This window comes from Xanthomonas sp. NCPPB 2933, assembly GCF_056725225.1.
Window position 1 is genome coordinate 4,998,751 of the sequence record NZ_CM161518.1, and the last position, 14,686, is coordinate 5,013,436.

The window sequence follows — 14,686 nt, forward strand, 5'->3', positions numbered from 1 at the left end:
AATCAGTGGTTGTTGAATCAGCAGTCGTTGAATCAGCGGCCGCTAGATCAGCGATAGTTGAAGTCCGGCGATGACAGCAAAAACCCGTTCCACTCCGCCGGCGAACGCGCCTGGCCCAACGCCTCACGCGTGCCGCTGGAAAGCGACGGTGCAACCCAGCGATACGATGGACGCGTATCGATCTGCGTCAGCACAGGAATTGGCGTGTCGTTATCGCCATCGAAGCGAAACAGTTGCTTGGGTCCGCCGCTCAGCGAACGCGCCACTTCGAAGCGTCGCGCCAGTTGCCCGGAGCTGGTCCACGCCTGCGATTGCAGCGACCACCCATCAGGGGTGATGCGCCCGAACACCGGCTCGCCGAGTTGCTGCACCCAGCTCACCATCGGCGCGGCATTGACCACCGGTTGATCTTCGTACGCCAGCCGCATGGCCGAGACCACAAACCGATTCGGATCCTTGAACTTGCGCGGTTGCGCCTGCGCAAATTCCGGCGCGTCCAGCATGGCCTGCATCACCTTGGCGATATCGCCATCGCTGCGTTGAAAGGTCTTTGCCATGCGCGCGACCAGTGCGACCGGCGGCTTGTCACTGACGAAATACTCGGCCAGGCGCTGCGACACAAACTGCGCGCACGCCGGTTGCCGTACCAACAGCTGCACTGCACGTTCGATCTCATCCAGACCGCCAGCGGCGATGCGCTGGCCCAGCAAGGTCTTGTCGCCGGGTTGATGCCGCGCAGGATTGAATTCGAACAGGCCCTTGCGCACGATCTGCGCCTGCCCCGTTGTTGCAGCGGTTGGTACTGGCGGCGCGCCTTCGGCCTTGATCGGCACCAGACCGGCGCCGGTCAGTATCAGCGCCAGTTGCTGCACATCCTGCTGGCTGTAGCCGCCATGCACGCCCAACGTGTGCAACTCCATCAATTCGCGCGCGTAGTTTTCGTTGACCTTGCCCTTGGCATTCTTGGCGTTATCCAGATATTCCAGCATCGCCGGGCTTTCCAGCGTCGCCATCACCAGGTCCGCGAACTTGCCGGTGGCATGCGGACGAATCGCGTTTTCCATGTAGTCGGCCGCCATCCATTTCACGCGCCCCTTGTCGGCGTACACGCTGAAGTGATTGAGCCAGAACCACACCAACTGCTCGCGCAGCTGCGCCGGCGCATACACCGCACGCAGCAATTGCGCCTGACGCGCCTGGGTCAGCATCTGACCGCCACGCGCCTGCCACGCCTTGCGCAAGGCAGCCTTCTCATCGCCATCGGGCAGCGTTTGCAGACGGATCTTGTCGGCCTCGTATTGCGTCAGCAAGGTCACCAATGGCGTGTGCAGCGCATCGAACTGCTGCAGTTGTGCACGGATCGGCGCTGGCAATGCGGCATCGTCGCTGGCTTGCAATAGCAGTGCGCCGTAGCGCTTGGGGCCGAGCCGCTGCAGCTGCGCCGCGCTATCGGCATCCACGCCGTAGGTGGCACGCTGCAACCAGCGTGTCTGTGCTGGCGTCAATGACGCTTCGGCGGCACTGCACGACAGCACGACGACGCAGCCCGCCAACAGCAACGGCACGCGCCATCTGCGCTGTCGACGTGTTCGGACGGAAAGTGCAGTGACCCACCATGCCTGTGCAACGCGCTCGAACATGCAGTTCTCCATCGCAACGGCCTGCAACCGGCCCAGTATGGTCAAGCCAACGCGTGAGGCGTTAAACGGTTGTCGGAGCGTGGCGCGACATTGGCCACGGGTTCATCCCGCAACGCATGCCGGTCACAGTCCCGGCGGCAAGGTCACATCGAAGCGGGCGCCGCCCAGTTCCTGCGAGCGCACCACCTGCAATTCGCCGCGGTAGGCCTTGATCAGGTCCTGCACGATCGACATGCCGATGCCGTGACCCTGCACGCGCTCATCGCCGCGCACGCCACGTTGCAGAATCTTGGCCACATCTTCCGGCGCGATGCCGGGGCCATCGTCTTCCACCGACAGGATCAATCCGGCGCGGCGGCTCCCGGTGGTGGGACCTGGCTGCGCAGTCAACAGCACGCGGCTGCGCGCCCACTTGAAGCCGTTTTCTAGCAGATTGCCAAGCAGCTCCTGCAGATCGCCCGGCTCACCATGAAAACGCGCTTCGGGCGAAATATCGAATTCGCACAGCACGCCTTTGACCGAATACACCTTCTCCAGACCGCGCACGATTTCTTCGGCAGTCGACTCGATCGGCAACGGCGCGGCAAACAGCTTGTGCCCGCTGGAAGCCGCACGTGCGAGTTGGTAAGACACCAGGTCGTTCATGCGCCGCAGCTGCACGTCCATTTCCTCGTGCAGATCGCGCTCGGACTGACCGCTGTCCAGTTGGGTGCGCAACACGGCGATCGGCGTCTTGAGGCTGTGTGCCAGATCGGCAAGCGTATTGCGCTGACGATCCAGGTTGTCGCGCTCGCTTTCGATAAAGGCGTTGATGCTTTCGGTCAGCGGCTCCAGTTCGCGCGGATGCTGCTCGCTCATGCGCTGGATTTCCCCGCGCTGCACCTTGGTCAACTCGTTGATGACCCGCCGCAGCGGTCGCAGGCTCCACTGCAGAATAAAGGCCTGCAGCACCAGCAGCACCACGCCGGCACTACCGAGATAGAACCACACCGCGCCCCGGAACACGCGCAATTGCGCGCCCATCGAGCGCGCATCTTCCATCACGTAGATGGTGTACGGAATCTCGCCGCCGTGTTCGCGTTCGACATAGCTCACGCCCAGGCCATAGCGGTACAGCTCGCCCAGACTGCCGTCGATCTGGGTCATCTCCAGCGGGCCGATGAACTCTTCCTGGCGCGGCTCGAGCATGCGCCCGTGCGGAATGTTGGGCCCCTCGGCCGACATCGACGTCCAGCTCTCATCCGGGCGCACGACTTCGACATACAGCCCGCCGCCGGGCACGTCGAAACGCGGATCAGGCGGTTGGCCACCGATGTACAGCGAGCCATCGCGGACGAAATCGATATTGGCGGCATACGCCGAGGCGTAGTTCTTCAGCCGCTCGCGCAGATTCTTTTCGGCAGTGTCGGCGAACGCCACATCCAGCGCATAGCCTGCCAGCGCCAGGAAGGCTACCAGGCTGAGGCTGGCAGCCAAGAGCTGGCGGGCCTGCAGGGAGCGCGGCCGCCAGCGTTTGTACCACTTGGAGCGCACCGACACCCTATCTTCCTGTTTGCCGACGCGCGGACTCAGCCTTCGGTACGCGGGATAGCGAAGCGGTAGCCACGACCACGCACGGTCTCGATCGGCTTGAGCTCACCGTCGGGATCGAGCTTCTTGCGCAGGCGACCGATAAACACTTCCAGCACGTTCGAATCGCGATCGAAATCCTGCTGATAGATGTGTTCGGTCAAATCGGCCTTGGAGACCAGTTCGCCGGCATGCATCATCAGGTACTCGAGCACCTTGTACTCGTAGCTGGTCAGGTCGACATTGGCGCCATTGACGCTCACCGTCTGCGCTGCCAGATCCAAAGCGACCGGGCCGCACTCCAGGGTCGGCTTGCTCCAGCCTGCCGCGCGCCGCAGCAACGCGTTGACGCGCGCCAGCAGCTCTTCGACATGGAACGGCTTCACCAGGTAATCGTCGGCGCCCTGCTTGAGGCCTTCGACCTTGTCCTGCCAGCTCGAACGCGCGGTCAGGATCAGCACCGGGAATTTCTTGCCCTCGTCGCGCAGCGCCTTGATCAGCTCCATGCCCGACATCTTGGGCAGGCCAAGGTCGATGATGCCGACGTCGAACGGCACTTCGCGGCCCATGTACAGACCTTCTTCGCCATCTTGTGCAGCGTCGACAGCAAAGCCTTCACGCTTCAGGCGCGCGGCAAGTGTCTCGCGCAGCGGAGCTTCGTCTTCGACCAAAAGGATACGCATGCACTCTCCCTAGTTACGTTGTCGGCGGGTGCCGGGGAATTTATGAGACTGAACGCAGAACTATCTACGTTTACTGGTTATCGTCGCGTGGTGGCGCATCTGGCGGCGCCGGGCGACGCGGCGGCGGGGGCTGCATCTGTTCCGATTCGTACACGGTGTGCACGCGCCCGTCCAACATGTACTTGACCCGGTTGAGATTGCCGCCGTCGAACGGCACACGTTCGGCGCTGAGGATCTGTCCACCGGTGGACCGCTGCACCTGCCGAATGGTGTCCGACAGCGTGCGCCCGTTGCCGCGGGCTGAGGGCGGTAACGCCTCACGGCCCGAATGCCCCATCGGATATCCCTGACACCATGCCGACGGCGCTGCCGTGGCGACCCAAAGGGCAACCAGGACAACATGGCTAGCGCGGCAGAACGGCTGGGTCACAAACGAATCCTAGCGGGTTGTTCAGGAACATTCAAAATTCGTGAAACCGGCCATGCGTCACAGCGTGGTCGAGCCCGAGAATAGACCCAAATTCTTGATTTTGGGGGGTGAATCCGATCTGAACTTTTTAGCTTCGTGTTAACGCGGTTCAGTGAAATGAACGCCGTTTGAGGACAAAAGCCTTGTTTGCGCTCGCTCTCGCGGTCGTGGCTGCCGCGCTGTGAGCTAACAAATGCGGCCGTTCAAGCGCTGGTTCAGGCTATGCAAGTGCCAGACCACTCTCAGGCGACAACGCGCCAGGCGTGCGTATCGGTGCGCTGCAATGCCTGCTCGACCAGGTCCCATCCGGCGCCGGGGCGGTGTGCGCCCTCGCTCAGCACCTGGCGGAATGCGCGTCCGCCGGGCTGTCCATGGAAGAGTCCCAGAACATGTCGGGTGATGTGCTTCAGCGCCAGCCCTTGCTCCAGCTGGGACTCTACATAGGGCTGCAGCGCGCGTAGCAATGCCTCGCGCGATTGTTCCGGGCGCTGATTCAGTGCCGCGTCCAGGCAGTGCAGCACGTAAGGGTCGTGGTAGGCCGCACGGCCGAGCATGACGCCGTCGGTGTGTTGCAGATGTTCCAGCGCGGCGTCCACCGCAGCGATGCCACCGTTGATAACCACCGGCAGTTGGGGGCGCTCCTGCTTGAGGCGATAGGCCCAGTCGTAGCGCAGCGGCGGCACCTCGCGGTTTTCCTTGGGCGACAGGCCCTTGAGCCAGGCGTTGCGCGCATGCACCACCACCATGGCAGCGCCGGTCGCGACAACTTGATCGACGAAACTGGCGAACACCAGATAGTCGTCATCGTCGTCCACGCCCAGGCGGCACTTGATCGTGACCGGCAGCGTCGTTGCCGCGCACATGGCGGCAACGCACTCGGCCACCAGCGCCGGCTCGCGCATCAGGCAGGCACCAAAACGCCCGGCCTGCACGCGATCGGAGGGGCAGCCGCAATTGAGGTTGATTTCGTCATAGCCCCACTCCTGCGCGATCGCTGCAGCCTGCGCGAGCAGGGCCGGTTCACTGCCGCCCAGTTGCAGCGCAAGCGGATGTTCGACCGGATCGAAGCCGATCAGCCGCGTGCGATCTCCATGGATCACCGCGTTGGCGTGCACCATCTCGGTGTACAGCCGTGCGGAGGGCGCCAGCAGGCGATGGAAGACCCTGCAATGGCGGTCGGTCCAGTCCATCATCGGGGCGACGGACAGACGCAAGGAGGCGGCGTAACGATCGGCGGAAGCGGTCATCGACAAGTTGGCCGCCGTGAGCGGCCATCGGAATGCAGAGCAGGATCAACAGCTTACACGGGCATCGATGAATCTGCCGCAGCGCATGAGCCATGCCTAAGCTCTTGGCTGTCAGATCTTCTGGAGGATCAGCTGTTCGCAGCATCATGCGATCGACAGCGTATCGACAGGTGAAATTCGAACACGATGCGAGCGTTATGGATTGCGCTGGAGGCGCGCTTGGGCGCCCAGCATCACGGCCACATCTGCCGTCGGAGCGGAGAACGACATTGCGCTAGCGCTGTTTTTGCTCCAGCTCGCCAAGTCCGAGTGCCGTCGAGCGGCATCGCTAGTTGCCTGCATCGCGCCGTCTCAGCGGTGGCGTGGGCCAGTTTGACCGGCTGAGTCTGGCCGTGGGTGTAGCGTTCGCCGAGCAGGATGCTGCTGTCCCTGGCGGCGCCCGCCCCTGTCGAGCGAACGCGCTACATCATTGCTTACAAGCAGGATTTCTTGCGTCCACTGCTGGCGTCAGCGCGATTGCGCGCTTCGCCTGGACGCGAGCAATGCTTACGGGTTGCGGAAACCGACGCGCTCTTCGGCAGTCAGCGGCTTGCCGAGTGCGTGGTAGGAGGCGACCAGCGTGATCAGGGCGGTGCCCAGCACGGTGTAGAAGCTCCACGAGGTGGCCAGGACATGCACCTGGCCGAACACCAGCGCCACGACGGCGGTGGCGGTGCACAGCACCATGGCGAGCAGGGACATCAGGAAAGGGATGGAAGGATCGAGCTTCATGGTCCGGGGGTTCCAAGGTGCGATAGCTTCAGCATCGGCGTTGCCCGCGCTTTCTTGAACTGTTTTCTGCGGTTTTTTCCAATGAATTTCAAGCAAGTCAGCGCGCGCTCAGATTTATGTCAAAGCCTTGGCGCACAAAGGTTTCAGCGTCAGAAAACTCCTGACGTGGTGGCAGAAAAATCACCACCTCCGCCAGAGTTCCAACGCACGCGCGGCAGAAAACCGGCGGCCGCAGAGAAGCTCTTTTTCGACTCTCGGCAGGCAGATGGGCGACCGCGCCGATGGACCGGCCGATGTGCATATCTACGACGGGTGGCGCTGGGGCTCCTGAGAACCGGAAGATCTGGTGATCAAGACCTGACGACTGTCGGAGAGCTGGGATGATGGTCGCCGCTGCGTGCGGCTGCCTGCGTGCGCTACAACGCGCCGCAATGGGTACTGGTCCTCTCGGCGCGGAGAACAAGGCGCAGGTTTACCAAAGCGGAACTGTGCCGCCGCCGCTGAGCGCTTGCTAGGTACTACCGAAGGATTCGCCAAAGACGTCACATGCCGGGAGTGCGCGACGCTCGGGCAGCACCTGGCGGCCGAGCATGCTCAACGCTGTGCTGCCTCAACAGGTGCCGTGGGGCTGTAGGCGCTGGCTGTGCCGCACCTGCGGCAGTTCAGCAAGCAAGGCACGCGGAGCGCACCCTGGCATCACCAGTGTGCTTTCAGCGCACCGGAGCGGTGGCGAACTCGCCGCGTTGCAGCTTGGTCACATCGTTGCCCTGCCCGTCCTTGAGGCTGAGGTCTGCGCCTTTGGCAGCCAGATCCCTGAGGACATCGGTGCGTTGAAACAGTGCCGCGTACATGGCCGCGGTCTGGCCGGCATTGTTGCGCTGGTCCGGGGCGCAATCGGCCTGCATCAACCGTTTGGCGATGCCCAGCTCGCCCTTGAAGATGGCGCCCATCAGCGCAGTGTTGCCGCGTTTGTCCTGCGCACATGGGTCGGCGCCGGCATTGAGCAACTGCTCCACCGCCGGGCGCTGGCCGTGATAGGCGGCCAGGATCAAGGCGGTGTAGCCCTTCTCGTCGCGAGTGTTGAGGTCGTAATGCGAGCGGATGAACTCGGCGAGCATGTCCTGCCGACCTTCGCGTGCCGCATCGAAAAAATACTCGCGCAACTGCAGCTTGATCTGCGCAGGGTTGGTGGTCGCATTCGTGGTACTGGCAGGGACAGACGCGGGTGAAGCAGCGTTGGCAACCGCAGACAAGGTGCCGAGCATCAGAAATAGCAGGGTGCGCATGTGGCTCTCCCGAAAACGAGGACGGCACCGCGGCACAGGCCGCGATGCCGTCGGGTGGATCAGTCCTGCAGGCTGGAGGCCAGCTGCTTGACGCGAGCCAGGTCACCCTTGGCAACGCGGGTCACGCCAGTGCCGTACTCAGGGTCGGCCTTGTACAGGAACGACAGCATCAGATGCTTGCTCTCGGTGTCGGTAGTGGCCAGCGACTCGCCAAAACTTTGCACCAGGTCGGCACGATCCTTCTTGCTGTAGGACCGATACAACTCGCCAGCCTGCTTGAAGTTCTGCTCGCGGGTGATCTTGCCCTGCTGGGTGGTACCCGACAGCGGCAGCTCGCTGTAACGCGCAGCGGTGTCCTGCGGACGCGGCTCCAGGCGGCTCGGCTCGTAGTTCACGCCGCTGGTGGTGTGTCCGGTGTTGGCTTCGCCGTCCTGGTTGCCGTTATTGACGGCCACACGCGGGCGGTTGACCGGCAGGCTCAGGCCGTTGGTACCGATGCGATACAGCTGGGTGTCGGCGTAGGAGAAGATACGGCCCTGCAGCAGACGGTCTTCCGACGGCTCGATGCCCGGCACCAGATTTGCCGGCGCCATCGCCACCTGCTCGGTTTCCTGGAAGAAGTTGTCCACGTTCTTGTTCAAGACCATCTGGCCGACCTTCTGCTCTGGCACATCCGGCCAGATCTTGGTGGCATCCAGCGGATCGAAATCCAACTTGGCCAGGTCTTCCGGCTTGAGCACCTGCACGTACAGGTCCCACTTCGGGAAGTCGCCCTTCTTGATCGCACCGACCAGATCGTTGGTCAGGTGGCTGTAGTCCTTGGACTGGACCGCGGCAACCTGCTTGGGATCGAGGTTCTTGATGCCTTGCAGCGTCTTCCAATGGAACTTGACGTAGTGCACTTCACCCTGCGCATTGACCAGCTTGTAGGCATGCACGCCGTTGCCGTCCATGAAGCGATAGCCAGCGGGCGTGCCTTCGTTGGAATACAGCAGCGTCAGCGTGCGCGTGCTTTCGGGCACGTGCGAGAAGAAATCGAAACGACGCGAATCGTCATCCAGGTTGGTGCGCGGGTCCGGCTTGAACGCGTGGACCATGTCGGGGAACTTGATCGCATCGCGAATGAAGAAGGTGGGGAAGTTGTTGCCGACCAGATCCCAGTTGCCTTCGCTGGTATAGAACTTGGTGGCAAACCCGTGCGGGTCGCGCAACGTTTCAGGCGAATGGTTGCCGTGCACCACCGAGGAGAAGCGCACGAACACCGGGGTCTTTTCGCCGGCGCTGAACACCTTGGCTTTGGTCAGGCTGGACAGATCGGCAGTGGCGGTGAACTCGCCTTTGACGCCGGTGCCGCGGGCATGCACCACACGCTCCGGGATGCGCTCGCGATCGAAGCGCTGCAGCTTCTGGATCAGCTGCACGTCCTGCAGCAACACCGGGCCGGTCGGGCCGGCAGTCTGGGAATTCTGGTTGTCACCGACCTTGGCGCCATTGTCGCGGGTCAGAACGGATTGGGCGAAGACCGGTGGGGCGATCAGCGTCGGGGCTAGCAGGGCTAGCACCATGAGGGATCCAGGGCGCATGGCGTCAGCTCGTTTGAAGGAACTGAATCATGGCCAGCAGGCCGAAGTGTGAGAAGTCGTTAGTTATGATCGCAGCGATAGGCGAACATGATGATGACTGTGTAGCGTGATATGCATCGCCAAATATGCGGGCACCAGGTTGCAGATAACGGCATTGCCAATCTGATGCGTGAACTGACGAACTTCGTATTGCGTCACGCAAGCGCGCATGACGCTTCAAGCAATGCTGCGTCGCAAGGTTCGATCAGCCAATCAACCGATCACCCGCTTGAACGGCGGCAGCGCGTCGATGATGCGTTTGCCGTAGCGGCGCGTGAGCAGGCGCGAATCAAGAATGATCACGCGGCCGTGGTCGTTGGAACTGCGGATCAAGCGGCCGGCGAATTGCGTGAGTGTGCGCAGCGCGTGCGGGATGGCGATCAGGTTGAAGGCGTTATGACCCCGGCTTTCCAGCCATTCGCTCAAGGTCGATGTCTGCGGGTCGGTCGGCACCGCGAACGGCACCTGGGTGATGACCACGGTGGTGCAGGCATCGCCGGGCAGATCCAGGCCTTCGCCGAACGAGTTCAAGCCAAACAGCACCGAGCCCTCGCCGGCGGCAATGCGGCGCATGTGTTCGGTGATCAGTTGCGACTTGTTGCCCTCGCCCTGCACCAACACGCGGTTGCGCTGCGCCAGCGGCATCAGGTCAGCGACCTTTTCCATCTTCCAGCGCGAGGTGAACAGCACGATGCTGCCCTTGGACGTCCAATCCAGCTCGCGCACCAGATAACGCGCGACTTCCTTCGGGTGGCCTTCGCGATCGTCTGGGGTAACCGGGAAATTGGGCACGATCAATTCGGCCTGATTGGGCAGGTCGAACGGCGAGGCCAGCGAGGCCATTTCGGCGTGATCGGGCAAGCCGTTGTCGATGGCGAAGGATTGAAAATCGCCGCCGCCGGTGAGCGTGGCCGAGGTCATCACCACCGAATCCACTTCGTTCCAGATCATCGTGCGCAGCACCTGCGCGGCCGACACCGGCGAGCAATGGCAGATCAGATCGCCATCGCGCGACAGGGTGATCCAACGCGCCATCGGCGGCTGGCCTTCCTTGTCTTCGCGTCGCCAACCGCTCCATAGATTGTGTTGCTGCTCGGCCATTTCCAAGGCCATGCCGAGACTGCGCTGCAGGCGTTCGCGCGCCGAATCGTCCTGCTTGCCCTTGGCGATCGCACTGTGCGCGGCATGCACCCAGTTGAACAGCGCGCGGGTTTCTTCGCCGAGTTCTTCGATCGCCGGGCCCCACTGCGGCGGCAACTTGCCGTTGGCCGCGCGCCACAGCGGATCGCGCTCGCCGGGTTCGGGCTTCCACACGTGTTCGACTTCGGTATGGAAGGCCTTGAGCAATTTGGAAACGCGCGCGGCGACCTCGATCGCTTCGTTGGGCAACAGGTTGCCGATCTTGTCCTTGTCCACCGCGCGGTATGCGGCGGCGATGAGAATCTGCAACCGGCCGGTGCGCCTGGCCATTTCGTCCAATGGCAGATTGGCCGCGCCCTGGTCGATTGCCACGCCGGCGATGTGATGGCCTTCGTCGAGTACCAGCAGCATATCGGCGGGCGGGGCGATCAACGGCTGGCCGTTTTCGGCATCGCCCAGCGACAGCGACGACAGCAACAAGGCGTGGTTGGTGACCACGATCTGCGCCTCGCGCACGTCGGTGCGCGCCTTCAGCACCGGGCACTGCGCGGCGTAGCTGCAGCGGCGGCCCGCACAACCGGAGGCCGGCGTGGTGATGCGCATGCGCAGCGGTACCGAGACCTGTTCGGGCGCGTCATCCAGGTCGCCGTTCCAGGTACGCGCGGCGTAGGCCTTGGCCAGACGTTTGGCCAGGTCGGCATCGACGGGACTGAGCGGGCGGTCGTAGAGCGCCTGCTCGTCTTCGAACATGGCGTTCTGGCTGGTGTCGCCTTCGAGTTCAGCCGCATTCCGGGTGCACAGATAGCGCGTGCGGCCCTTGGCCAGTGCCACGGTCGCTTCCAGGCCGGTGGCCTTGAGGAAGGCCGGGATATCGCGCTCCACCAGCTGCGATTGCAAGGCCACGGTGCCGGTGCTGATCACCAGCTTTTTCTTGGTGGCCAGGGCGATCGGCACGCCGGCAGTGAGATAACCCAGGCTCTTGCCGACGCCGGTGGGCGCCTCGGCAATGCCGATGCCGCCGGAGGTGGCAAGTGCGCGCGAGACCAGGCCGATCATCTGACTCTGCGCCCGCCGCGTGGCGAAGCCGGGCGTGTTGGCCTGCAGCTTGGCGTAAGCCTCGCGGATGCTGGCCTTGACCGGATCGGTCAGGCTGCGCTGGGGAGGGACGGGCGCCGACGGCGCGGCCGGTGGGGCGACTTCACTCATCGCGCTATTTTCGCACGGACCGGCGCAGCGGCTGCGACCGGCGTGCGGAACAACTGAACGCGGTTGTCTTTACCTAAGAGTGTCCATCAAAACTACTGCGCAGTTTTGTTCGCCACTCTAGGTACGTCGCGGCCAGGCGTAGCGCGCCCACACCACGCCGATCACCACCATCGCCAGGCCCATGACCAGCATGCCGGCGCCCACACCGGTCGGCCCGAAGCGTTCGTACAAGATGCCGCCCCGGTTGACCGCCGCCAGGTTGTCTGGATACAGCAGCGTCCACATGCCTTGGCCACTGCTGACCAGGCCGACCATGGTCAACCCCAGGGCCTTGATCGGAATCATGGCCGCTCGCTGGCTGCGGGCGGTGAGCGTTGCAGGCTGAGCGCCAGCGTCCACACCAGCACGCCGATGCCCACGGCCTGCACGGCCATCAGCACGAAATGTGCGACACCGACCACCATGCTGATCTGGCGCACATTGCCTTGTTGCAGCAACAGCATCGGAATGGCCTGAAAGGCGACTTCAGCCAGCAAACAGCCCAGCAGCACCCACAGCGCGGCCAGCCCGGCGCACCGCAGCGACCCGCGTTGGGCACGCCACAGCAGCACCAGCCCCAACAGCAAGGCGATCAACAGCGTCACGCGCGACAGCAGGCTGGTGACCAGGGTCAGCAGGATATCGGTGGCGGTCACGCTGCCCACCTCAGTCGGCGCTGATCAGGACGGCATCGCGTGCGCGCAGCGCGGCGTAGACCGGGTTGGTGTCCGGGCGCACGCCGTGCCATAGCGCGAAGCTTTCGGCCGCCTGCTCGACCAGCATGCCCAGGCCGTCGATGGCGTAGCGGCATTGCGCCGCACGTGCCCAGGCCAGGAAGGCGATGGCGGTTTCGCCATAGTTGAGATCGACCGCTGCGGTGAGGCTGTTGACCAGCCCCAGCGGCAGCGAGAACGCACCAGCGTCGCGATCGCGCCCGGCGGCCGTGGCGTTGACGATCAGCTCGAAGTCGCCCAGATCGCGCAGGTCTTCGATATAGCGCGACATCACCCGTGCCGGTTCGCCCAATGCATCGCACAGCGCATCGGCGCGCTCGGGCGAACGATTGACCACCACCATTTCGGTGATGCCGGCTTCCAGCAATGCCGGCGCCACGCCGCGTGCGGCGCCACCGGCGCCCAGCAGCAGCACGCGGCGACCGCGCAGATCCAGCCCGTGGCGGTCGGTGAGATCGCGCACCAGGCCGGCGCCGTCGGTGTTGTCGCCCTGCCACTGGCCGTCGTTGCGCACCAGGGTGTTGACCGCGCCAGCCAGCCGCGCGCGATCGCTCAGGCTGGCCGACAACGCACAGGCGGCCTCTTTCAGCGGCAGCGTGACGTTGGCGCCCTTGCCGCCTGCGTCGGCGAATCGCTCCAGCGCGGCGGTGAACTCCTCCGGCGACGCGTCGATGGCGGTGTAGTCCAGCGCAATGCCGGTCTGCTTCCCGAAGTCGGCGTGGATGGCCGGCGACAGCGAATGGGCGACGGGGTGACCGAACACGGCATAACGGGATACGGGCATGAAACGTTCTCTGGTTGACTAGACTGTGCGCGACTTTAGGCAGGAACACCGCATGCAATACCGATGGACGCTGCTCGCGCTGGCGGCAAGTTTACTCTTCGTCCCGGCTGCGTCGGGGCTTGCCGAGTTCGGCATCGAAGGCATGGGCGTGGTCTCCACGCCGGCCAACGAAGCACACGCCACGTTGAGCCCGGACGGCCAGCGCATCGTCTGGGCCAGCGACCGCGCCGGGGGTGCCGGCGGTTGGGATCTGTGGCAGGCCCAACTGAGCGGCGGGCGTTGGCAGAACGCGCAGCCGCTGCCGATCAACACCGCGCAGGACGAGACATCGCCATTGTTCAGTGCCGATGGCCGCTGGCTGCTGTTCGCCTCCACCCGGCCTGGCGGTGCGGGTGGCGCGGATCTGTATCGCGCGCCGGTGGATGCGCAAGGCGGGATCGGTGCGGTGCAATCGCTGGGCGCGGCGATCAACAGCCGGGGCAACGAGCGTTCCCCGACCCTGTCGCTGGACGGCACGCGCCTGCTGTTCGCCAGCGATGGGCACGGCGGCGCCGGTGGCATGGACGTGTTCGTGGCACGTTGGGACGGGCAGGCCTTCGTTGCACCGGTGCCGTTGAGCGACATCAACAGCGCTGCCGATGAGCTGGATGCGGCCTGGCTCGGCGATGGGCGCGGGCTGGTGTGGGCGCGCGGGCAGACAGATGGGCCCAGCCAGTTAATGCTGGCGACGTGCAAGAACGGGCATTACGGCGCGGGCCAGGCGTTGCCGCTGTCGTTCAACGGTCCGCAGGAACGCACCTTCGGGGCGGTGGTGGATGCGGCCAAGCCGGGCGAGTTGCTGGTGACGGGCAGCGCGCGTGCACCGCGTGCGGGGCAACTGGATATCTACCGGATGAAGGCGCCGGCGGCGGATGGCGATGCCAGTTGCCGTTGAGGGTGAGTGGATGCGCGAATCAGACTGAGAGCGGCTGACAAAACTTACATCACGCCGGTGCGTTGCAGGGCGGATGATCCGGGTCTTCGCTGAGGCTTGGCTGAGCTGCGGCAGATTTGTGGATTTGCTGCAGGGTCCTTGCCCGCCCGCCATCGCGGGACACGCTGCAAGTAAGGAGCGTTTAGACAATGCAGATGGATCATTTGTAGAGCCGATGATCTTCAACTTGGCTGCAGGGCCCTTGTCCGCCCACCGTCGCGGGACACGCCGCAAGTACGTCCGTGTAGGCTCTTACGCGGCATCCATGCCGCGCAAGGTCCCGCGACGGTGGGCGGACAAGGACCAGTCGAGATGGTCGGTGTGCAAAGTGCAGGCAATGTGTGACTTGCGTTGTTTCGGGAAACGGGCAGTCCGATCAGTTTTCCAAAGAAAGCCGACTAACAGATGGCTCTTAACAAAGCAGCCAGAAAACTTCCTGGTGCGGTGTCCTCGCTGATTGCGGGACCGTGTGGCGGCATGGATGCCGCCACCGAGCCTCCATGGACGGATTTACGGCGTGTCC

Annotated in this window: 13 protein-coding genes; 1 reads left to right on the forward strand and 12 read right to left on the reverse strand. The window is 63.8% G+C overall.

Annotation, left to right across the window (positions count from 1 at the left end; all coding sequences use genetic code 11):
- Window positions 1-47: 47 nt before the first annotated feature.
- The 12 genes from AC1PLU_RS21150 to aroE all read right to left on the reverse strand — a co-directional run bounded on the left by AC1PLU_RS21150 (window position 48) and on the right by aroE (window position 13,190).
- Window positions 48-1,640 (reverse strand): DUF1800 domain-containing protein, encoded by a 1,593-nt coding sequence (locus tag AC1PLU_RS21150; protein WP_481094205.1) that lies wholly within the window; start codon window positions 1,638-1,640, stop codon window positions 48-50.
- A 123-nt stretch (window positions 1,641-1,763) separates the two neighbouring features.
- Complete coding sequence (locus tag AC1PLU_RS21155; RefSeq protein ID WP_172839287.1) at window positions 1,764-3,134, reverse strand: ATP-binding protein; 1,371 nt, start codon at window positions 3,132-3,134, stop codon at window positions 1,764-1,766.
- Between the two features lie 74 nt (window positions 3,135-3,208).
- On the reverse strand, window positions 3,209-3,892 hold the full coding sequence (locus tag AC1PLU_RS21160; RefSeq protein WP_002808458.1) for a response regulator transcription factor: 684 nt from the start codon (window positions 3,890-3,892) through the stop codon (window positions 3,209-3,211).
- A 70-nt stretch (window positions 3,893-3,962) separates the two neighbouring features.
- Window positions 3,963-4,229 (reverse strand): hypothetical protein, encoded by a 267-nt coding sequence (locus AC1PLU_RS21165; protein ID WP_006452098.1) that lies wholly within the window; start codon window positions 4,227-4,229, stop codon window positions 3,963-3,965.
- A gap of 374 nt (window positions 4,230-4,603) precedes the next feature.
- Complete coding sequence (gene dusA, locus AC1PLU_RS21170; protein WP_481107158.1) at window positions 4,604-5,608, reverse strand: tRNA dihydrouridine(20/20a) synthase DusA; 1,005 nt, start codon at window positions 5,606-5,608, stop codon at window positions 4,604-4,606.
- A 546-nt stretch (window positions 5,609-6,154) separates the two neighbouring features.
- Window positions 6,155-6,379: a hypothetical protein gene (locus AC1PLU_RS21175; RefSeq protein WP_006452100.1), complete on the reverse strand. Its 225-nt coding sequence runs from the start codon at window positions 6,377-6,379 to the stop codon at window positions 6,155-6,157.
- A gap of 710 nt (window positions 6,380-7,089) precedes the next feature.
- Window positions 7,090-7,665 carry an ankyrin repeat domain-containing protein gene (locus AC1PLU_RS21180; protein WP_481107159.1) on the reverse strand — a complete coding sequence of 192 codons (576 nt, stop codon included), beginning with the start codon at window positions 7,663-7,665 and terminating at the stop codon, window positions 7,090-7,092.
- 59 nt (window positions 7,666-7,724) lie between these two features.
- Window positions 7,725-9,230 carry a catalase KatB gene (katB, locus tag AC1PLU_RS21185; RefSeq protein WP_481094202.1) on the reverse strand — a complete coding sequence of 502 codons (1,506 nt, stop codon included), beginning with the start codon at window positions 9,228-9,230 and terminating at the stop codon, window positions 7,725-7,727.
- Window positions 9,231-9,500: 270 nt separating this feature from the next.
- Window positions 9,501-11,633, reverse strand: a complete 2,133-nt coding sequence (gene dinG / locus AC1PLU_RS21190; RefSeq protein WP_481094201.1) for an ATP-dependent DNA helicase DinG — start codon at window positions 11,631-11,633, stop codon at window positions 9,501-9,503.
- Window positions 11,634-11,750: 117 nt separating this feature from the next.
- The gene (locus AC1PLU_RS21195; protein ID WP_481107160.1) at window positions 11,751-11,978 is read right to left on the reverse strand and encodes a hypothetical protein; all 228 of its coding nucleotides are present in this window, start codon (window positions 11,976-11,978) and stop codon (window positions 11,751-11,753) included.
- Entirely contained in the window at window positions 11,975-12,337 is a 363-nt protein-coding gene (locus AC1PLU_RS21200) for a hypothetical protein (protein WP_481107161.1), read from the reverse strand. Before AC1PLU_RS21200 ends, AC1PLU_RS21195 begins: the two co-directional genes overlap by 4 nt.
- 1 nt (window position 12,338) lies before the next feature.
- Window positions 12,339-13,190, reverse strand: coding sequence for a shikimate dehydrogenase (gene aroE, locus AC1PLU_RS21205; RefSeq protein ID WP_481107162.1), 852 nt, complete (start codon window positions 13,188-13,190; stop codon window positions 12,339-12,341).
- 52 nt (window positions 13,191-13,242) lie between these two features.
- Here aroE and AC1PLU_RS21210 point away from each other — a divergent pair, with 52 nt between their 5' ends.
- Entirely contained in the window at window positions 13,243-14,124 is an 882-nt protein-coding gene (locus AC1PLU_RS21210) for a TolB family protein (RefSeq protein ID WP_481107163.1), read from the forward strand.
- Window positions 14,125-14,686: the final 562 nt, after the last annotated feature.